Raw genomic sequence first — 21,574 nt, forward strand, 5'->3', positions numbered from 1 at the left:
AAGTGTGCTATAATGTATTCGTGTATGTAGTGTGAGGAAGGGCGATGTGAATGGACATTAAATTAACGTCAAAAATGATCCTTGAAAAGGAATTTAAAAAGAATTTTAAAGGCTATAATGTAGAAGATGTAGATTCTTTTCTTGATGAAATTATTCAAGACTATGAAACGTTTGAAAAAGTGGTGGCCCAACTACGTGAAGAAAATAGACAATTAAAAGAGGAAATTGATAGTACACCAAAGAGACAACCAGTTGCTTCAGCAACAGCTGGTACAACTAACTTTGATATTTTAAAACGTCTATCTAATTTAGAAAAACATGTATTTGGTAGCAAGCTATACGAATAAATTTAGTCATTTATATTGTATTTAACATAAAACTCTAGTATAATCTTTCGTATCATCATGAAATTCTGGTAATCGCTGCGGCGCTAGACGTCGTAGAGGAAAGTCCATGCTCACACGGTTCTGAGATGGCCGTAGTGTTCGTGCTTACTGAAAAAATAAGGTAAGGCAGCTGTTCAGGCTGACGGCGGAAGGAAAACCTACGTCTTTGGATATGGTTGACACTTCCTGAAAGTGCCACAGTGACGAAGCTTGCTTGGAAACTTGCAAGGTGGAACGAGGTAAACCCCACGAGTGAGAAACCCAAATTATGGTAGGGGCACTCTCTAGAAGGAATTGAACGGATAGAGGGACAGAGTTTGCTCTGTAGATAGATGATTACCACCTGATCGTACGAGGCGCAAGCTGTTTGAGTACTCGGGAACAAAACATGGCTTATGGAATTTTTTGATGCTTATCTATGAATAACAAGCGCTCTCCAACTCGGTGGAGAGCTTTTATTTTGAGTTCATGAGGAAAAAGTAACCTTGTTAATCAAGTCTTGGTATGCGCGATACGTTTGAGAATAGCTAAATCAGTGCGCTCTCTATCGCTACCGCTTCTAAGTCACAATATCTAAACGGTTATCGTAACAATATAATGTATGTAGATCTTGAGTAGATAAATAAGTCGAGCCTCAGGTATCAATCCTAAAGGTGATAAGAATACGTACATCTTCTTTCCATTTCAGCCGGTGTCCTAAAATTTTGGAGTGGCGCTTTTCAAGGAAGCTTGAAAATCTAGATGCATTTTTATCTACGCGAAAGCGAAGCGTCAGCGAAAATTTACGCTGAGGCGTAATGGATTACATACCGATTGACGAAATGCCCTTCTTAGGGAGTATAGAGAGATAGGATGGAGCGGAAACATGAACGGAGTGAATAATTGGGAAAGTATGGATAAGTTGAATTTGATTTCAAAATATCCTACGACCTTAGTACTTAAAATCTTCGAAAATGTATCTGAAGGTATCATGATTACGGATGAATACAAAAAAATAGTAATGGTGAATCCCGCCTTTGAATTTGTGACAGGCTATACACGAGATGAAGTGGTTGGAAAAACGCCCGCCGTTTTGCAATCGGGTGTACATGAATTGCCTTTCTATTTAGAGATGTGGGAACAGATACGACAAGAAGGCATTTGGCAAGGTGAGATATGGAATCGACGTAAAACAGGAGATGTATATCCTGAATGGTTAACGATTGTAAGTGTAACCAACGATGAGGGGAAGGTTACAAATTACTGTGGTATTTTCACAGATTTGTCTGAAAGAAAAATAGTAGAACATGAATTGGAAAAGCGTTTACTTACGGATTCATTAACAGATGTATCCAATCGTTTTGCCTATATTGAAAGAATGGATAATCTCTTAGAATCGACTTCTGCTATTTCTCATTCAGTGCAGCACGCGGTTTATTTTTTAGATTTGGATCGCTTCAAACAAATTAATGATACATTAGGCCATGCTGTAGGAGATTCAATTTTAATAGAAGTAGCAAATCGTTTAAAAAAATTACTGAAAAACAAAGATATTATTGCAAGATATGGTGGGGATGAATTTGTCATCACCTTAACCAATGTGAAAAATGTCAAAGAAGCAGCAAAATTTGCTGAGCAAATCATTAGTAGTATAGAACAACCGATGATGTTAAATGGGCAGGAAGTATTTATTTCTACAAGTGTTGGGATTAGTGTTTATCCAGTAGACGGAAAAAACACAGAAGAACTGATTAATTGTGCAGATCGAGCCATGACTTATTCAAAAAAACATGAATTGAATGGCTATTCCTTTTATTTTGATGAACTACAAACTGATGCAAAACGAGTTTTATTGCTTGATTCAGAGTTAAGAAGAGCCATAGAAAATCGCGAATTTGAGCTGTATTTTCAACCAAAAATTTCGGTGGAAAATGAGGGGATTCAAGGTTTAGAGGCACTGGTACGTTGGAATAGCGAAAGGCTTGGCTTTGTATCACCAGCGGAGTTTATACCTTATGCTGAGGATACGGGATTAATCATTCCGTTAAGTGAGGTTATTTTAGAAAAAGCATGTGAAGCAGTTATTCAAATGCAACAACAAGGTTGGAAAACACCTGTAGCCATTAATATATCGAGCATTCACTTTAAACAGCAGAATTTTTTAGATTCAATACAAACAATATTAGAACGCTATAATATGCCAGCAAACAATTTTGAAATAGAAGTAACGGAACGAACAGTTATGAATAATGCAAACGAAACTGTCAGTAAGTTAGTGCGCTTGAAACAATTAGGCTTTAAAATCTCGATCGACGATTTTGGGACGGGCTATTCGTCTTTAAGCTATTTAGTTCGTTTTCCATTAGATTGTTTAAAAATTGATCGTAGCTTTATTCAACATATTGGATCACTTGATGAGAAACAGGCAGTTGTAGATGCGATTATTCAAATGTCACATCGATTAAAAATGAAAGTTGTTGCTGAAGGTGTTGAACAGGCACAACAAGTGGATATACTACGTAAAATGAACTGTGATATTATTCAAGGCTATTATTACAGCAAACCATTACCATTAAATGAGCTCATTGAGTTTATGGAGTATTGGGAAATTGAGCATCAAGGAAGGAAATAATCTATGGCAAACTATCAATTAGTAGCTACTTCAGCAATGGGCTTAGAGGCAATAGTTGCCCAAGAAGTGAAAGCACTCGGCTATGAAACAACTGTTGACAATGGCAAAGTATATTTTGAGGGCGACGAAACAGCTATTGCACGTACCAATTTATGGCTGCGTGTAGCGGATCGAGTAAAAATTGTTGTTGGACAATTCCCAGCAAAATCGTTTGAACAATTATTTGAAAGTGTAAAAGCATTACCATGGGAGAAGTATTTACCGGTGGATGCTGCTTTTCCGGTTTCAGGGAAGTCGGTTAAATCGAAATTATTTAGTGTGCCAGATTGCCAAGCGATTACAAAAAAAGCGATTGTCGAACGCATGAAACAGCATTATAAACGACTTGGCTTTTTAGATGAATCAGGGGCGACCTACAAAATTGAGGTTTCAATTTTAAAAGATGTGGCGACACTAACGATTGATACATCTGGCGCAGGCTTGCATAAGCGTGGCTATCGTCAGGCTCAAGGTGAGGCACCGTTAAAAGAAACATTAGCTGCAGCACTTGTACAAATTTCGAAGTGGAATCCAAATCGTCCGTTTGTTGACCCATTCTGTGGCTCGGGTACCATTGCATTAGAAGCGGCAATGTTTGGACAAAATATAGCACCGGGATATAACCGTGAATTTATTTCAGAGGATTGGCCGTGGATGAAAGCTGCTATCTGGGATACGGTTCGTGATGAAGCAGAAAGCTTAGCGAATTATGATCAGCCACTAGAAATTATTGGTTCAGATATTGATCATCGCATGGTCAGCATTGCGCAAGAAAACGCGATGGAAGCAGGTTTTGGTGAGTTAATCGCGTTTAAGCAAATGCAAGCACGTGATTTTACAACACAATTAACGGATGGTGTCATGATTGGTAACCCACCATACGGAGAACGTATCGGTGATGTGGAAGTCGTAGAGCAAGTAATCCGTGATTTAGGAAAAGTGATGAAGAATTATCCAACTTGGTCTGTATATATGCTTTCCTCCATGAAAAATTTTGAAGAATTATATGGACGCCAAGCGACGAAGAAGCGTAAGTTATTTAATGGCTTTATAGAAACAAATTATTATCAATTCTGGGGTCAAAAGTCTAAAAGAGATTAACGAATAGTAACGGAAGATAAGTTGTTTTCTTATCTTCCGTTTCGTCGCGTATAATAGCACCAGAGAGTTAGAGGGGGAACATTAATTGCGTAAATCTTTACCATTTGCATTATCAAAGGACCGTTCATTTTTTGATTCATTAGGTGATTGGATGGGCGATGTCCTTTATGATGAATTACCTGAAAAAGGCTTTGAATGCCGTGATGAGCAAATTTTTATGGCTTATCAAATAGAACAAGCACTAAAAGAAAAAAATGTTCTCTTTGCAGAGGCAGGAGTGGGAACTGGCAAAACCATTGCTTATTTACTACCAGCCATTTCCTATGCGCGTTACACTGGGAAACCAGCGCTCATTGCTTGCGCAGATGAAACATTAATCGACCAGCTCGTAAAAGAGGGGGGCGATATTTATAAGCTTCAAAAAACATTAGGACTTGAAATTGATGTTCGCTTAGCAAAATCGCGAGATCAGTATTTATGCTTAAAACGTTTTGAAGAAACGGAAAAGGTAGTAACGGATGAATGGATTGATGATATTGCCTTTTCTATTCCAGATGGTGTGTATGCACAAGGCTCAATGATCGCTGTCCATCCGTATGGTGAGCGTAGTGATTATCCGACTGTTAGTGACGAGGATTGGCAAAAGGTCAATTATAATGCCATTATGCAATGTTCGGTTTGTGAGCTTCGTAATCGCTGTGGGCAAACATTACATCGCTCACATTATCGTAAATCAACAGATCTTGTTATCTGTTCACAGGATTTTTTAATGGAGCATTTGGCCACTAAGGAATCGCGTGAGCGTGAAGGCCAGCTAGCATTATTGCCAGAGGTATCAATGATTGTGTTGGATGAAGGACATCTATTGGAATATGCTGCTCAAAAAGCAATGACATACAAAGTACAGGCAACAACGATTGTTAAACTACTTGAGCGATTGATGGTAGATGGCGTACGTGAGCGTACACTGTACGCAATGGAAAAATTACAGGATGATCATGAGCTATTCTTTGATCAGCTTCGTGATGATATCGTTGCTTCAAATGAGGATCGTAAACGTATAAACAAATCAAAAACACTGCTTGCTTACGGGAAGCAGTTAATAAAAGATGTAGAAACGTTGATGGAAGAATTCGTCTTTGAATCAGAAATGTATATGATTCCCGAATATGAATTAAATATGGCAGAAGAATACTTAGAACAATATGAGGCTTCTTTGCGTATTTTCATAGCACAGGGCGATGCAGTAGATTGGTTAGAGGAGACAGATGGCGAAGAAACGCTTGTTATTATGCCTCGTTTAATTACAGAGGTTTTAGCTGAAAAATTATTCTCTAAAAAGCTTCCAATCGTCTTTTCTTCTGCAACCTTATCTGTTAATAAAGACTTTTCATATATTGCCTATAGTTTAGGAATTCGAGATTATCAATCATTTTCAGTACCTTCTCCATTCGACTATGAAGAAGTGATGAAAATCTATTTACATGAGCTTAGTCAAGGTGATAAAACAGCGCGAGTTCAGCAATTGCTACGTGATGGCGAGCAAACATTAATATTATTTAAATCCAAGCAAGCGATGCTAAACTTTAAAGCAGAATTACCACTAATGGAACGAATGTATGTGGCTTTCGAAGGAGATCGAGAGCTTTCAGCAATCGTCCGAGACTTCCAGCAGGGATCGGTTAAAACATTATGCTCATATCATTTATGGGAAGGCTTAGATTTACCAGAGGAAGCATTAACACGTGTTATTATTTATGATTTACCGTTTCCTCCACAAGATCCACTATTTGATGCGAAGCGCACATTTGCTGAAAACCCATTTGAAGAGGTGGAGCTACCTTTCATGCAATTACGCTTGCAGCAAGGGATGGGACGCTTAATTCGGACATCAAATGATCATGGAGACATCCACATTTTGCTGAATGAGGAAGAACAAAAACAGCGTGCAGCCTTTGAAAACATATTAGCTGTTGTCCCAGAAATAAAATAATGAAAAACGAGTTTGCCATAGAGGTAAGCTCGTTTTTTAATATATTGAAATAATATTTTTCTCGATGTTAAATAATTCAATTTTAAAAAACTGTTGAATATTTCTCTTTTAAGCTATATAGTTCTTTGTAATGCAACAATATCTGGTGAAAGAAAATATTTTTTTTATTGAAAATAATTTCACAAAAGGTTTATAATAATGACAAGAATTTTTAAGAATAATCAAATTGATTGTTGATTATTTTAGATAGGGGGCTTGAACCTGTCGAACATTCAATCATTATGTAGAAAATATACAAACCTTTCGGCAACGGATATTGACAAGTTAACAGAAATAGAGGCTACACTAAAGTATTATGCTGAGTTGACTGATTGTTATATGTTCATAGATTGCATGTTGGAAAATTTACCACATGCGATTGTTGTGGCAGAGGCTTTCCCGAACAAGGAAATTGGGTTATATGAGAAATCAGTTATCGGAAAATTCGTATTTGAAAGTTTTGAACCAGCCGTATTCGCTGCGTTTAAACATAAAGAAAAATCATCCATCTCAAGAGCAATTACGCAGGAAGGTGTTACGGTAGAGCAACATGTCATTCCTATTTTTAATGAGCAACAGCAAGTAATAGCAGTGTTGATTCAGGAAAAAATGGTGAAGATGCAAACGACACCGAAAGATGATTTTCAAAATATGCCTTTCGCATTAATTGAGCATATTGTAGAACCAAACTCTCAGCCAATACCAGTTGTGTCAGATTTACTTGTAGAATCGATCATTCTGACAAATCACGAGAACAAAGTGATTTACAGTAATCCTGCTGGCTACCATTTTATTTCTGAGCTATCAGGGTTAGAAAATTTTGACAATGTTGCATTAGATAAAATATTACCGTTTTTACAGGAAGTCTATGATAAAGGCGATGATGTCTTTTTCTTAGAAATTACGATTGATCGTAAATCCTTTATTGTGAAGAAAATTCCGATTCGTAGTCATAACGAGAAAGTGACGCTACTCATTATTCATGATCTAACAGAGCTTAAACTGAAAGAAAATGAGCTAATGATGAAAACATTTGCGATACGGGAAATTCACCATCGTGTGAAAAATAATCTTCAGACAGTAACGAGCCTTCTACGTTTGCAAATGCGGAATGATTTGTCGGCTGCGAATGCAAGTGCTTTTCAGGAGGCATTAAATCGAATATATAGTATTTCATCGGTTTATGAGCTTATTTTAGAAAACGAGGATAACGCTGAGGAAAGAGTAGACGTTATCGCATTAGCTAAAAAAATAGGTCATAAAATGATTGGCACGTCCAATACAGCGACTATTCAATTAGCCTTTCATCATGATAATTTGCAACTATTTTGCCATTCAAAAAAAGCAGTATCCCTTGCACTCATTATTTGCGAGCTACTGCAAAATGCATTAAAGTATGCTTTTATCGGACGTGATGAGGGAACCATCGATATTCTATTCATGCAGGAAGATTCAACGATTTCACTTCATATTTCTGACAACGGCGTTGGAATGCAAGAGGTGAAGGCATCTTTTGGTATGGAGATTATCACAAGGCTCGTCGAATATGATTTAGCTGGCTCATTTTCAATTATCCCTAGTGAAGAAGGTACACATACTCAAGTTCAGTTCCCTGTAAGTGAGGAGGTATTTATCGTAAATGACTAGGAAAGTTATGATTGTCGAAGATGAATCACTGATTGCGATTGATTTGAAGTTTATGTTAGAAGATAATGGCTATGAAGTAGTGGCGCAGGCGAACAATGGGGAAACAGCCATTGAATTAGCCTTTTTACATAAACCACAGTTAATCTTAATGGACATCAAAATGCCTAAACTAGATGGTTTAAAGGCAAGTAAAATTATTGAACAACAGCTTGGTATACCAGTTCTTTTCATCTCGGCTTACAGTGAAAAAGAATTGTTGCTATACATGAAGCAGGATAATATATTAGGGTATGTAATGAAACCGTTTTCTGAAAAAAATGTGTTGCCTGTGTTAGAGGTTGCCTTTCATCAAATTGATAAGTTCAACCGTCTCAATGGGGAGATTTTACATAAGCAAACACAATTAGATAAGCGGAAAGTAATTGAACGAGCAAAGGGCTTGCTAATGCAGGCCGAAAATATAAGCGAGGACGAGGCTTACCGTAGGATTCGCAATGAAAGTATGCAAACCCAACAGGAAATGGTGCATATCGCCCAGCAAATTATTAATACTTTACAAGTCAATAGTTGAAGCAAAGGCGCTTTAAAGAGATTTCTTCTTTAAAGCGCCTTTTTTTCTATAAATTTATTAAAAAAAGGGGTGATGAGTAAGATGGCAATGATAGGAACGATTATCGTTTATATTATTATGATTTGTGCTGTTTTAGGGGCAATCGGGGCAATCCGAGATGCTGAGTATGGAATTGGAAAAGAATTTATGAATGGTATCCATACCGTTGGACATATTTTTGTCCCAGCAGCAGGGATCATGGCAGCTATTCCTTACTTAACATGGTTTATTAGTCATTTTATTAGTCCGATTTTTGAGTTAATTGGTGCAGATCCTGCGATAGCAGCGACGACAATATTAGCTTCGGACATGGGTGGTTACCAATTAGCCAATGCATTAAAAGAGTCTTATGAAGGATGGGTCATGGCTCTAGTTGTTGGATTTATGTCTGGTGCTACTATCGTATTCTCTATTCCAATGGGGCTTGCAATGTTAGATAAGCGTGATCATAAGTATATGGCGCTAGGTATTATGGCCGGCGTATTAACGATTCCGATTGGTGCATTTATTTCTTCAATCATGATTGTGCTATTCAATACAGAAGTCCGTGAAGTCATTAGTACAACAGAGGCACCTACATATGTGTTTGCCATTTCTGTTTTACAAATATTAATTAACTTACTACCTTTATTTATTTTCGTTATTTTAATCGCACTTGGCTTAAAGCTTATTCCGAACGGTATGATTAAAGGATTTATGCTATTCGGACGTGTGATGGATGCCGGGATTAAATTAGTATTAGTGTTCTCGATTGTTGAGATTTTTACAGGTATTTTTACAAAGATTTTTGGTGCGTGGGGCTTCGATCCAATCATGGCAGATGAGATCGATCAATTCCGAGCATTAGAGACAGCAGGTTATATCGGTATTATGCTAGCGGGTGCCTTCCCAATGGTGTATTTAATTCGAAAATATGCTTCCAAGCCACTTGAAGCGGCTGGTAAAAAATTAGGCTTATCCTCTGTAGGAAGTGCGGGGATTTTAGCAACGATTGCTAATATTTTGGCGATGTTTACACTGATTCGCCATATGCCACCAAAAGATAAAGTTATTAACATTGCATTTGGTGTGTGTTCTGCATTCCTATTAGGCGATCACTTATCATTTACAGCTAATTTCCAGCCTACTATTATCTTGCCTGTTATCGCTGGTAAGTTTTTAGCGGGTGTCATTGCCATTATTTTAGCTTATAAGCTTTCCGTACCAACTGCATTAAGGTTGGAAATTGAGGATCGCAAGGCTGGCATTATCAAAGAAGGCGAATATGTAACAGAGCAAAAATCTTAATTGATTAAAAAAGTGAGGTGATGACGTGTGAGTGAAGAAAAGAAACGATTTATTCAGGAGTTTGTGCCGGGTAAACAGCTAACATTGAGTCACCTTATTGCCAATCCTGATCCAGATATGTTTCAAAAGCTAGGAATCCAAGAAGCAGGTGCGCTGGGCATCATGACTTGTACTCCGAGTGAAACAGTGATTATTGCAGGGGATTTAGCGACAAAGGCTGCCAATGTCAAACTCGGATTTTTAGATCGTTTTACAGGTAGTCTCGTTATTGTGGGAAGTGTTTCTGAAGTGGAAATGGCGATGTTAGAAATTAATCGTTTTTTATCCGAGGTATTAGGGTACACCCCATCAAAAATAACGAAATCATAGGATGTGTCATATGAAAAATCGAGTAATGATAATAGGCGGTGTGCAAGCAGGAAAGTCAACATTGATGAATACTTTGTTAGGCAAGGAAAGTACGGCTAACAAAACACAGGCACTCGTTTATGATGACTGGATTGTTGATACACCAGGTGAATATGTTGAAAATCCCATGTATTACAGAAATATTATGGCAACGTCGCTGGAAGTAACTCATGTGATTTATTTGCAGGATGCTACATCAGCAAGAAGTGTGTTCCCTCCGCAATTTAGCTTAGGGATTCCAAAAATACAAATTGGTGTTATTACAAAGATTGATGCTCCTAATGCAGATGTAGAAAGGGCTACAGCTTTATTAAAAAATGTTATGACGCATGGGCCCATCGTGAAAACCTCTTCATGGCAAAAGCTCGGAATCGAGTTTATTGAACCATTGATTCAGCTGAAGACACATGAAGACATTCAACAATTTGTTAAGGATCGCGATAGTCCGTATCTCATGTATTGCTCACAGTAGCGAGAGGGAGGTGTAGGGTGAAAACTGAAAAAATATTTAGTGCAGGCATTGATATTGGGACAAGTACCACAAAAATGGTCGTCAGTAGTTTTTTGTTAAAAAATGTGGCTGGTGTGACACATGTGCCAAGGATTGAAATTATTGAGAAAACGGTATTGCATCAAAGTCCAATTATTAAAACACCTTTTATCAATAAAGACATCATTGATATGAAAAAGATTGAGGAATTTATTTTTCAGCAGTATCAATTGGCACAAATTGCGCCAACAGACATTTCAACGGGCGCCATTATTATAACAGGCGAATCCGCCACGAAAGAAAATGCAAGAGAGGTTGTCCATACCATTGCAGATGGCGCTGGTCATTTTTTAGTTGCTACCGCTGGTCCTGATTTAGAGGGCATCATCGCCGCCAAGGGGGCAGGTACTTTACAGCAATCAAAGAATTCATCCAAAGTAATAGCCAATATTGATATTGGTGGTGGGACAGCGAATATTGCTGTGATGCAGTTTGGGGAAGTCATTGGTACATGTACCTTACATGTTGGTGGTAGATTGATTGAATTTAAGGAAGGCAAGATTCAATCAATTTCTCCGCCACTCATGCGACTGATGGAAAACTGGTCTAATCCGTTAGCTGTCGGTGATGCGGCAGAGGATGTTCGCGTCTCACAATGTATTGAAGAGATGGTTGGAACACTTGCCATGATTCTTCATGGACAATGTACCAATAAAGAGCATCCATTATTACTAGGACATTTACCCAACTGGCATAAACCAGTTGATGCCATTGTCTTTTCAGGTGGTGTAGCCTCCTGTATTTATGAAAATGACTGTACGCAGCGTCAGTATGATGATATTGGCGAAAAACTAGCAAAAACGCTACTTAAGCATGAGCAGCTTCAATCATTTTTATGGCTGCGACCAGAGGAAACAGCACGAGCAACAGTCACGGGGGCAGGTACACAGACCACTGAAATAAGTGGCGCAACTATTCAAGTAGATGCCGACGTGTTACCACTAAAAAATGTGCCTGTCTTCAACTGCCATATGAACGATGCAACAACAGACTTTAACACTGTAGTAAAGACAGCTGTTGAGCGAGCGGATGATCTATTTTCCATACAGGATAATCGTTCACCATTTGCCCTCTATTTTAGTGAATTGCCGTATTTAAGCTTTCAGGATGTACATGCATTGTGTGAGGCTGTTTTGCAGCATTTGGCGACAAGATGCTCCAAGGACATACCAATTATCATAGTCATTCAATCAGATTATGCAAAGATTATTGGACAAACCATACAAGCAATTAATTCTACAGTACCAATTATTTGCATCGATCAAATTAAAGTGGAGACGGGTGATTATATCGACATAGGAGAGGTTCTGCCATCTGGCGTTGTTCCTGTTGTTGTAAAAACTCTTGCCTTTCACTCAAAGTAAGGAGGATGAATGTGAATTTATCGGTGATATTTGGTGGAGAAAAATATAATTTTAAATCATTAAAAGATGTCATGGCGAAGGCCAATGAAGAAAAATCAGGCGATCAGCTAGCGGGGATTGCAGCTGAAACGGTTCAACAACGAATCGCAGCAAAGGCTGTATTAAGTGAGCTGTTAGTGAAAGATATTCGAGAAAATCCATTAGTGCCACAAGAAAATGATGAGGTTTCACGCATTATTGAGGGTGACATTAATGAGCAAATATATGGAGAAATCAAAAACTGGAGCATCGAACAGCTACGCGAATACATTTTATCAAATGATACGGGTGACCGTGAGCTAAAGCGTTTAAGCAAAGGGATGAATTCCGAGATTATTGCCGCTGTTACAAAACTAATGTCCAATTTAGATCTTGTACATGCAGCCAATAAAGTTGAAATACTTTCAACGTGTAATATTACGATTGGTCAAAAAGGGACGCTGTCATCTCGTCTACAGCCAAATCATCCGACAGATAATATTGATGGCATCATCGCCTCTCTAAAAGAAGGACTGTCCTATGGTATTGGGGATGCTGTTATCGGCATTAATCCTGTAGATGATTCAGTTGAAAGTGTCAAAAAAGTGCTTACGGCTACAAAGGAATTCATCAATGATTGGTCCATTCCTACACAAAACTGTGTATTAGCTCATATTACAACACAGATGAAGGCAATTAAACAAGGTGCCCCAGCAGATATGATTTTCCAAAGTATCGCAGGGACAGAAATTGCTAACCGTTCGTTCGGTATTTCTGCTGATTTAATACGAGAAGCAGAGGAGCTCATTAAAAAACAAGGAACAGGTACTGGTCCAAATTTATTCTACTTTGAAACAGGTCAAGGCTCAGAGCTATCGGCAGAGGCACATATGGGTATTGACCAAGTAACACTGGAATCGCGAAATTATGGCTTTGCTAGACATTTTAATCCTTATATTGTCAACACAGTAGTTGGCTTTATCGGTCCAGAGTATTTATACAACAATAAACAGGTTATTCGTGCTGGTCTAGAAGATCATTTCATGGGCAAAATGCATGGAATCCCTATGGGTGTAGATATTTGTTATACGAACCATATTAAAGCGGATCAAAATGATATTGAAGATTTAAGTGTACTACTGACAGCGGCAGGCGTTAACTTTATTATCGCTGCGCCAATGGGTGATGATGTAATGCTTAACTATCAATCGATGAGCTTCCATGATGTAGCTACATTACTCCAAACATTTGGTAAAAAACCAGCACCAGCATTTTTAGCATGGTTAGAAAAAATGGGCATTTATGAAAATGGTCGACTTTCAGCAAGAGCTGGCGATTTATCCATTTTTGAAAGGTAGGTGAATCGAGTGAATGATCAATTAGTCTCTATGATTACACAGCTTGTCATGGAAAAGATGGAGAAAAATACAGGAAACCAAGCACCTGAAGTTGTAGCTCCTCCAGCAGAACAATCACTTATTAAAATATTTGATACAGTCGACAATCGTCCGACAGAAATAACAGAGTCTCAAACGACATCACAGGGACCGTTAATAAAGCTGTATCAGCACGGAGCGCCTCAGTCGGAAACGATAGCTCCTGCTACTTTTGAACAACCTTTTAATACGGCTGTGCCGATTAAGCCATTTCAGTTTGAAGCAGAATCATTAACAGAAAGTGTGCAGGCTGCAAAAAAACATACACCTGCTCGAATTGGCGTTGGTAGAGCAGGGACGAGACCAAAAACGAAAACATGGTTAAAGTTCCGACTTGATCATGCTGCTGCGGTAGATGCCGTATATGGTGAAGTTTCCGAAGAGCTTTTACAAAAACTAGATGTTTTTCAAGTAACAACGAAAGTAACTGATAAGGAAGAATACATTACAAGACCTGATTTAGGTCGTCGTTTATCAGAGGAATCAAAGGCACTGATTCAACAAAAATGTAAGCAACAGCCTAAAGTGCAGATTATTATTTCGAATGGCCTAAGTGCCAGTGCCATTGAAGAAAATGTGCAGGATGTGTACTTGGCACTTCAACAAAGTCTTAGCAATTTAAATATTGACATCGGTACTACATTTTATATTGATAAAGGCCGTGTCGCTTTGATGGATGAAATTGGAGAGCTGTTACAGGCAGAGGTAATTGTTTACTTAATTGGTGAGCGTCCTGGTCTTGTCTCCGCAGAATCGATGAGTGCGTATTTATGCTACAAGCCAAGAATCGGTACAGTCGAAGCGGAGCGTATGGTGATATCCAATATCCACAAAGGTGGTATTCCACCATTAGAAGCGGGTGCTTATTTAGGAACAGTCGTACAAAAAATCTTGCATTACCAGGCAAGTGGCGTTGAGCTTGTCGCAAAAGAAGGTTAGGGGGCTGAAACATGAATCCTCAAAAAATTATGGCGCAAATTTTGGCGATGCAAACCATTCCAAGAGTCAACAGTGAATTAGCAGAGCAGCTAGATTTAAAGCCATATCACAATAGCATTGGGCTTGTCACATTGACCATTGATGATGTTGGATATGTTGCTATTGATGAAGCAACGAAAAAGGCAGATGTTGACGTTATCTATGCGAAAAGCTTCTATGCGGGAGCAGCTCATGCATCGGGCCCATTATCAGGTGAAATGATTGGCATCATTGCAGGAAGCTCGCCTGATGAAATTCGTAGCGGACTTGATGCCATTCAACAAAAAATTGAGTTTGATACGTACTTCGAGGCGATTAATAACAATGAAAATCATGCTTTGTTTGCCCATACAGTGGCAAGCTGTGGAACGTATCTCGCCGAGCTGGCAAATGTAAACGTCGGCACACCACTTGCCTATTTAATCGCACCGCCACTAGAGGCAGTAGTTGGATTAGATGCAGCATTAAAGACGGCAGATGTAGAGTTAAAGGTTTTCTTTGGCCCTCCGTCTGAAACCAATTTTGGTGGCGGCCTATTAAGTGGTAGTCAATCATCTTGCGAGGCTGCGGCAAATGCTTTCAGAGAAGCTATTGAAAATATAGCTAGAAATCCAGTGATCTAGAAAGGAGGCGGCTTTATGGCCACATTAGACAAAGATTTATTAGCAATTCAAGAAATGAGAGATGCCGTTAAACAGGCTAATACAGCACAGGCTGCCTACATGCAATTTTCACAGCAGCAAGTAGACAACATAGTGAAGGCTGTTGCGGATGCTGCCTTTAAGGAAGCAGACCGTTTAGCAAAAATGGCTGTGCAAGAAACAGGGATGGGTATCCCTAATCATAAAAAAATGAAAAATGAAGTGGCTTCACGAGATGTCTATGAAGATATTAAAGACTTAAAAACGGTTGGTATTGTAGGCTATGATCGGATGAAGAAAGTGGCAGAGATTGCGAGTCCTTTTGGGGTCATCGCAGGTATAGTGCCAACGACGAATCCAACATCTACAGCCATTTTTAAAACACTTATTTCTTTAAAAACAAGAAATGCATTAGTGCTAAGTCCACACCCATATGCGGTGAAATGTACAAAAGAGGCGTTAGATGTTTGTCGAGTAGCGGCGGAACAAGCTGGTGCACCTGAAGGGCTACTGCAATGCTTAACGATGTCTTCTATGGAAGCTACGCAACAGCTCATGAAGCATCCTGATATTCATTTAATTTTAGCAACAGGCGGCGGTGCTTTAGTGAAGGCAGCCTATAGCTCTGGAAAGCCAGCTTATGGTGTAGGGCCGGGGAATGTCCCAGCTTATATCGAAAAATCAGCTAATATCCAAAAGTCTGTCCGTCAACTGGTTCACAGTAAGTCGTTCGATAATGGCACCATCTGTGCAACAGAACAAGCCATCATTGTAGATAAGGCGATTGCTGAACAGGTACAGACGGAATTAAAGAAAAACGGTGCCTATCTATTAAATGCTGAAGAAAAAGCAAAAATGGAGAAATTAATTTCACCTGTTCCTGGAAAGGTAAATCCACAAATTGTCGGGAAATCAGCTACTTGCTTAGCAGATTCTGTTGGCATCACAGTCCCAGAAGATACAAAAGTTCTTGTTGGGTTAGAAACGATGATTGGTAAAAATATACCGTTTTCGCTTGAAAAACTTTCACCAATCTTTGCCCTCTATATAGTAGAAAACAGTACAGAAGCAAAGCAAGTCATGATTGACCTATTAAATATTGGTGGTCGTGGACATACATGCTCGATTCACACTGAAAATGCAGCATTAGCTGAGCAATTCTCTGTTGAATTACCTGTCTCACGTATTGTAGTCAATACATTATCATCTATCGGTGCAGTAGGTGGAACAACAGGATTAGCACCATCCTTTACATTAGGCTGTGGTACATTTGGCGGTAATATTACGTCGGATAACATTACAGCAAGACACCTATTAAATATTAAACGTATGGCTTATGGCATTAAAGATGTCGAAGTACCAAAACCAGAATTTGAAATACAATCCGTTGTTGAGTCGGTTGTCTCACAGGAGCCTGCTCTTGACACGACGATGGTTCAACAAATTGTCGATCAAGTATTAAAACAAATCACATTACAAAATAAATAAATTATTTGGAGGAATGACAAATGAGTACAGCATTAGGAATGGTAGAAACAAAAGGTTTAGTAGGAGCAATTGAAGCAGCAGACGCAATGGTAAAGGCAGCAAGCGTTAATTTAGTAGGAAAAGTACATGTAGGTGGCGGTATCGTAACAGTGCTTGTACGTGGCGATGTAGGTGCAGTAAAAGCAGCAACAGATGCAGGTGCAGCAGCAGCTCAACGTGTAGGAGAACTTCTATCAGTACATGTAATCCCACGTCCACATCACGAATTAGAAATGATTTTACCAAAAGCAGAAGCATAATTTTAGCTTTATTTAGGACAAGACGCCCATCTCAATTGTTGGTGAATTAAACTGTGGATACAACACCACCACAATTACGCTAGGGCATAAAGGATTTGGATGAGAGTTAATCCTACCAGAGGACAGCTCTCATCTTGTCTAATAGGTAAACAATTAATGAGATAAAGAGGTGGCTAACGTGACAACAGCTACAAAAACATTTCCAGTGGCCATTTCGGCTCGTCATATTCATCTTAGTGAAGAGGATTTGCAAGCACTTTTTGGTCCAAATGCAACGCTGACAAAGGATTTTGACTTATCACAGCCTGGGCAATTTGCTGCCAAGGAGCGTGTCTCTATCGAGGGTCCAAAAGGCATTATCCATAATGTTCGTGTACTTGGACCAGTGAGACCAGCAACACAGGTGGAAGTCAGCCGAACAGATGCCATGAAGCTTGGTGTGAAACCTCCGTTAAGACAGTCGGGTGATATTGACCATTCTGCAGGCATTAAAATCCTTCACCAAAATAAAGAATTGCATATCGAGCAGGGTGTTATCATTGCACAGGCACATATTCATATGACAGAAGAAGATGCCAAAGCATTGGAAGTGCATAATAACGAATTGGTTTCTGTGGAAGTTGAAAGTGATCGACCTGTTACTTTCCGTGGCGTAGTCGTCCGTGTTTCCAATGACTTTAGTCTGGAAATGCATATCGATACGGATGAAGCCAATGCAGGTTTTATTGAACAGCAAGCACAGGGTAAATTAGTAAAAATCTCATCGTAAGGAGGAGGCAAGATGCAAGAAAATCTGGTTCAAAAAATTGTGGAAGAAGTTCTGCAGCAAGTCTTAAAAAATCAATCTTCCCCTCCACATGACGGTAAAATTCCTATTGGTGTATCTGCCCGCCATGTCCATCTTGCACAAGCAGAGGTGGAGCAGCTTTTCGGTGAGAATTATCAGCTTACACCGAAGTTTGAGCTTTCACAGCCAGGGCAATTTGCTGCAGAGGAAACCGTAGTAATTGCTGGTCCAAAAGGATCAATTGAGAGAGTACGTATTCTTGGCCCAGCTCGATCGTTGTCTCAAGTGGAAGTAAGCTGGACAGATGCTATGAAATTAGGGTTGAAACCTCCATTAAGAATTTCCGGTGATATTCAAGGTTCTAGTCCTGTTACATTAATCGGTCCAAAGGGGAGTGTCGTGTTAAATGAAGGACTTATTATTGCACAGGCACATATTCATATGTCCCCTGCGGATAGTGCGAGATTTAATGTAGTAGATGGACAGTCTGTTCAAATCAAGGTAGAAGGAATTCGCCCGATTATTTTATCGAATGTGGTCATCCGTGTATCAGAGCGTTATCGATTAGAAATGCATATCGATACAGATGAAGCCAATGCAGGATTAATTCAGCAGGGAACACTTGCTGAAATTGTACATCACCAAGGAAGTGAACCATCTTCTATACCAGTGAAAGTGCAGTCGCCAGTCGTAGAGAAAGTAGAGAAACCATCCGTCTATCATTATGATAAAAAGCTACTTTCACAAATAGAAGTGCTAGAAATAGAAGCACAAGAAATTGTAGTACCAAAGAAAACGATTGTGACAGCATTGGCTTATGATAAGCTACGAGAGCTAAATAAAACATTAACGGTCCGAGCTGAGTAGTAAGACAATTTGTGTCGCATAAAGAGGGTGAAGTTCATGCAAATGGGTAGAGTAATAGGCAGTGTATGGGCAACACGTAAGGAGGAAGGGCTGAATGGATTAAAGCTATTAATCATTCAACCCATTGACTCCAATCAACAGCCGATTCGCACAGAAATTGTTGCAGCTGATCGTATAGGTGCGGGGATTGGTGATGATGTACTCATTACAAGCGGTGGGTCATCACGCTATATTATGAAAGAAAATCCATTACCAATCGATGCAGTTGTTATAGGTATTATTGATTCTACTGAAGTGATGAGAGGTGAAGACAATGAGTAGCGCAATTGGAATGATTGAAACAAAAGGCTTAGTTGGTTCGTATGAAGCAGCGGATGCCATGATTAAGGCGTCAGACGTCACAATCGTTAAACAGGAATTCGTTGATGGTGGAATTGTGACGGTCGTCGTGAAGGGTGACGTAGGTTCAGTACAAGCAGCGGTAGAAGCTGGAAAGGCTGCTGCCATGCGTGTTGGTGAACTATTAGGCGCTCATGTCATTCCGAGACCTGATGAAGATGTATTCCAAATGATTAAAGGCCCAGAGGCACCAAAGAAAAAGCCTGCCTCTACACCAGCATCAGCACGTGCTAAAAAAACAACCGAAGCAACACCGACGACAGATAATCGAGGTGAAGAATAATGGCCTTTCGTAAAAATAAAATCGCTGTTATTGGAGCTGGTCACACTGGTTCTACATTGAGTTTATTTTTAGCACAAAAAGAATTAGGTGATGTGGTGCTTGTCGATATTCCAGAGGCTGAGAACCCGACAAAAGGGAAGGCATTGGATTTACTACAGACAGGCCCAATTGAAAAGTTTAATGTTTCCATTAAAGGGACGAGTGATTACGAAGATATAGCTGGTGCCGATATTGTCGTTATTACAGCTGGTATCCCTCGTAAGCCAGGCATGAGTCGTGATGATTTAGTTACTACAAATGCCAAAATTATTCAACAGGTTTCAAGACAAATTAAACACTATGCTCCAAATAGTATCGTCCTTGTGTTGAGTAATCCAGTTGATGCTATGACCTATGTGTGTCATAAGGAAACAGGCTTTGCTAAAAATCGGATTATCGGTCAGTCTGGTGTGTTAGATACAGCTCGCTTCAATACTTTTGTAGCCCAGGAGCTACAAATTGCACCAGAAGATGTCTCTGGCTTCGTGCTAGGGGGACATGGTGATGAAATGGTGCCATTAATCCGTTATTCCTATGCTGGAGGTATTCCATTAGAAAAGCTAATTCCCCAGGAACGACTTCAGCAAATCGTCGAGCGTACACGTAAAGGTGGCGGTGAAATTGTCGGTTTACTAGGAAACGGAAGTGCCTATTATGCCCCAGCTGCGGCATGTGCACAGATGGTTGAAATCATTATCAAAGATCAACGAAAAATCATCCCTTCTATAGCCCTATTAGAAGGTGAATATGGATACCACAATCTGTTTTTAGGGGTACCAACTATTTTAGGTGGCAATGGGATTGAATCTGTGATTGAATTGCACCTAACCAATGAAGAACAAGCAGCCCTCCAGCATTCAGCAGAGGCTGTTAAACAAGTGATTGCCATTTGCCAAAACATTGAATAGTGAAAACACAATCTATTTTTTAAATTGAAAGATAGGATCCCCAACTTTCTTTCGATCGAAACTTCATAATAGCTCTTAAAAATGTTTGATTGGAAACCGAACATAACTGAAAGCTAGTTAATATTCCCCTTATTAAATATAACACTCTCATTTTATGGGAGATCTGACTGTAGCAAACTTAAATGTTTGCTACAGTTTTTTGTTATGTTCACAACCTATATCATAAAAACGATTAACACTTCTACTATAATCAAATAAGGAGGGATGTGGATGAACAACATCGTACAGGAGATGGTTGAAAGGATTGAAAGTCATCTATTAGAGGGATTCTCATTAGAGCATTTAGGGAAGGATATGGGGTATTCCCCTGATTACTGTTCCTTTAAATTCCACCAGATAACTGGAATAACAATCAAAAAATATAGATCACTTCGAAAAATGTATCTTGCTTCTATGGCCTTAAAAGATCCACAAAAGAAAATCATCGACATTGCTTTTTATCATGGTTTTTCATCTCAGGAATCCTTTTCTAGAGCTTTTAAAAATACATTTGGTATAAGTCCAAACGATTACAGAAGGTCCCCACAACCTTTACAAACATTCGTGAAGCTGAATTTACTGGGGGAGAGAGGATGGTTTACGATGGATATTTCACAAAAATTAAAAATTGAGGCGTTACAAGAGAAAATCAATGCCCAATATGATCAAAAGTTATTGAATGTATTGAATGGACAAATGATGTATGAAGAGTTTGCTAAACAGCAATTAATGGGGAACTCTGATTACGTACCTTTTAATGAAGCGATGTGTACAAATCCAACGACTAGTGTGATTTTCAGTGAAGAATTTAATAAAATTCGTGCTACGGGGCATCAGGTGTCATTAGAGGATTATGAGCTGATAACAGTGAATCCGTTGAAACCATTGTTGACAAATGACTATCAATGTATTGTTTTATGGTTTGGAGACGATATGTTTTGTCAGCTGAATCTACTGACAGTTCTTGCTTTCTTAGAACAACAAGGGTATCAAGGCAAGGTCTATTATCATATGGTCAAGGAAATGACCTATGATGTGGAAGAAACGGAGATAGTACTAGGCGATTATATGGAGATCTATGAACAGGTGTTGATACAGCATCGTCTTCCAAAGGCTACAGTTTTACCAGTCATGTACCAGGGCGTTCAATTATATTTCAACTATTTAAAGGAGGAGAACGAGATTACCACGTACATAAAAAAACATCTCGATATGCCTCAAAATGATCTGATAAAGCAACTATTCTACTTATTTCCTCACTATGGATTAGGGGATCGTCAATATAGTAAACTTATCGAGAAAAGTAAAGAATGAATAGTCAGATTCATTTTACCAAAAGGTCCACAATATACAAAAT

21 protein-coding genes and 1 other RNA gene are annotated in these 21,574 nt (G+C 39.1%); all 22 read left to right on the plus strand.

Annotated features, from left to right (window positions below):
• Positions 1 to 50: 50 nt before the first annotated feature.
• The 22 genes from gpsB (at position 51) to OU989_RS07460 (ending at position 21,531) form a co-directional block, all read left to right on the plus strand.
• Positions 51 to 347, plus strand: coding sequence for a cell division regulator GpsB (gpsB, locus tag OU989_RS07355; protein ID WP_274796467.1), 297 nt, complete (start codon positions 51 to 53; stop codon positions 345 to 347).
• A gap of 60 nt (positions 348 to 407) precedes the next feature.
• An RNA gene (gene rnpB, locus OU989_RS07360) (RNase P RNA component class B) lies at positions 408 to 787 on the plus strand.
• A 464-nt stretch (positions 788 to 1,251) separates the two neighbouring features.
• Positions 1,252 to 2,997 (plus strand): putative bifunctional diguanylate cyclase/phosphodiesterase, encoded by a 1,746-nt coding sequence (locus tag OU989_RS07365; protein ID WP_274796468.1) that lies wholly within the window; start codon positions 1,252 to 1,254, stop codon positions 2,995 to 2,997.
• Positions 2,998 to 3,000: 3 nt separating this feature from the next.
• Positions 3,001 to 4,137 carry a THUMP domain-containing class I SAM-dependent RNA methyltransferase gene (locus tag OU989_RS07370; protein WP_274796469.1) on the plus strand — a complete coding sequence of 379 codons (1,137 nt, stop codon included), beginning with the start codon at positions 3,001 to 3,003 and terminating at the stop codon, positions 4,135 to 4,137.
• Positions 4,138 to 4,222: 85 nt separating this feature from the next.
• Positions 4,223 to 6,130 carry an ATP-dependent DNA helicase gene (locus tag OU989_RS07375; protein WP_274796470.1) on the plus strand — a complete coding sequence of 636 codons (1,908 nt, stop codon included), beginning with the start codon at positions 4,223 to 4,225 and terminating at the stop codon, positions 6,128 to 6,130.
• Positions 6,131 to 6,385: 255 nt separating this feature from the next.
• Complete coding sequence (locus tag OU989_RS07380; RefSeq protein WP_274796471.1) at positions 6,386 to 7,816, plus strand: sensor histidine kinase; 1,431 nt, start codon at positions 6,386 to 6,388, stop codon at positions 7,814 to 7,816.
• The gene (locus tag OU989_RS07385) at positions 7,809 to 8,387 is read left to right on the plus strand and encodes an ANTAR domain-containing response regulator (protein ID WP_274796473.1); all 579 of its coding nucleotides are present in this window, start codon (positions 7,809 to 7,811) and stop codon (positions 8,385 to 8,387) included. The genes OU989_RS07380 and OU989_RS07385 overlap by 8 nt, the downstream gene beginning before the upstream one ends.
• An 81-nt stretch (positions 8,388 to 8,468) precedes the next feature.
• Positions 8,469 to 9,713, plus strand: coding sequence for an ethanolamine utilization protein EutH (eutH, locus tag OU989_RS07390; protein ID WP_274796474.1), 1,245 nt, complete (start codon positions 8,469 to 8,471; stop codon positions 9,711 to 9,713).
• A gap of 27 nt (positions 9,714 to 9,740) precedes the next feature.
• Entirely contained in the window at positions 9,741 to 10,082 is a 342-nt protein-coding gene (locus tag OU989_RS07395; RefSeq protein WP_274796475.1) for a BMC domain-containing protein, read from the plus strand.
• A gap of 10 nt (positions 10,083 to 10,092) precedes the next feature.
• Positions 10,093 to 10,593 (plus strand): EutP/PduV family microcompartment system protein, encoded by a 501-nt coding sequence (locus OU989_RS07400; protein WP_274796476.1) that lies wholly within the window; start codon positions 10,093 to 10,095, stop codon positions 10,591 to 10,593.
• A gap of 17 nt (positions 10,594 to 10,610) precedes the next feature.
• Positions 10,611 to 12,035, plus strand: coding sequence for an ethanolamine ammonia-lyase reactivating factor EutA (locus OU989_RS07405; protein ID WP_274796478.1), 1,425 nt, complete (start codon positions 10,611 to 10,613; stop codon positions 12,033 to 12,035).
• A gap of 5 nt (positions 12,036 to 12,040) precedes the next feature.
• Positions 12,041 to 13,411, plus strand: coding sequence for an ethanolamine ammonia-lyase subunit EutB (locus OU989_RS07410; protein WP_274796479.1), 1,371 nt, complete (start codon positions 12,041 to 12,043; stop codon positions 13,409 to 13,411).
• Positions 13,412 to 13,420: 9 nt separating this feature from the next.
• A complete protein-coding gene (eutC, locus tag OU989_RS07415; protein ID WP_274796480.1) occupies positions 13,421 to 14,428 on the plus strand; it encodes an ethanolamine ammonia-lyase subunit EutC in 1,008 nt (335 codons plus the stop codon).
• Between the two features lie 11 nt (positions 14,429 to 14,439).
• Positions 14,440 to 15,090: an ethanolamine utilization microcompartment protein EutL gene (eutL, locus tag OU989_RS07420; RefSeq protein ID WP_274796481.1), complete on the plus strand. Its 651-nt coding sequence runs from the start codon at positions 14,440 to 14,442 to the stop codon at positions 15,088 to 15,090.
• A 15-nt stretch (positions 15,091 to 15,105) separates the two neighbouring features.
• Entirely contained in the window at positions 15,106 to 16,596 is a 1,491-nt protein-coding gene (locus tag OU989_RS07425; RefSeq protein ID WP_274796482.1) for an aldehyde dehydrogenase family protein, read from the plus strand.
• 20 nt (positions 16,597 to 16,616) lie between these two features.
• Positions 16,617 to 16,895 carry a BMC domain-containing protein gene (locus OU989_RS07430; RefSeq protein ID WP_004269321.1) on the plus strand — a complete coding sequence of 93 codons (279 nt, stop codon included), beginning with the start codon at positions 16,617 to 16,619 and terminating at the stop codon, positions 16,893 to 16,895.
• A gap of 178 nt (positions 16,896 to 17,073) precedes the next feature.
• Positions 17,074 to 17,664: a phosphate propanoyltransferase gene (locus OU989_RS07435; protein WP_274796484.1), complete on the plus strand. Its 591-nt coding sequence runs from the start codon at positions 17,074 to 17,076 to the stop codon at positions 17,662 to 17,664.
• A 12-nt stretch (positions 17,665 to 17,676) separates the two neighbouring features.
• Positions 17,677 to 18,549: a phosphate propanoyltransferase gene (locus OU989_RS07440; RefSeq protein ID WP_274796485.1), complete on the plus strand. Its 873-nt coding sequence runs from the start codon at positions 17,677 to 17,679 to the stop codon at positions 18,547 to 18,549.
• A gap of 36 nt (positions 18,550 to 18,585) precedes the next feature.
• The gene (locus OU989_RS07445; RefSeq protein ID WP_008176433.1) at positions 18,586 to 18,870 is read left to right on the plus strand and encodes a EutN/CcmL family microcompartment protein; all 285 of its coding nucleotides are present in this window, start codon (positions 18,586 to 18,588) and stop codon (positions 18,868 to 18,870) included.
• A complete protein-coding gene (locus tag OU989_RS07450) occupies positions 18,863 to 19,231 on the plus strand; it encodes a BMC domain-containing protein (RefSeq protein ID WP_274796486.1) in 369 nt (122 codons plus the stop codon). Before OU989_RS07445 ends, OU989_RS07450 begins: the two co-directional genes overlap by 8 nt.
• Positions 19,231 to 20,178: a malate dehydrogenase gene (mdh, locus tag OU989_RS07455; RefSeq protein ID WP_274796487.1), complete on the plus strand. Its 948-nt coding sequence runs from the start codon at positions 19,231 to 19,233 to the stop codon at positions 20,176 to 20,178. Before OU989_RS07450 ends, mdh begins: the two co-directional genes overlap by 1 nt.
• A gap of 270 nt (positions 20,179 to 20,448) precedes the next feature.
• A complete protein-coding gene (locus tag OU989_RS07460) occupies positions 20,449 to 21,531 on the plus strand; it encodes a helix-turn-helix domain-containing protein (protein ID WP_274796488.1) in 1,083 nt (360 codons plus the stop codon).
• Positions 21,532 to 21,574: the final 43 nt, after the last annotated feature.

Origin of the sequence: Lysinibacillus irui (assembly GCF_028877475.1) — a bacterium.
Classification (GTDB): Bacteria; Bacillota; Bacilli; order Bacillales_A; family Planococcaceae; genus Lysinibacillus; species Lysinibacillus irui.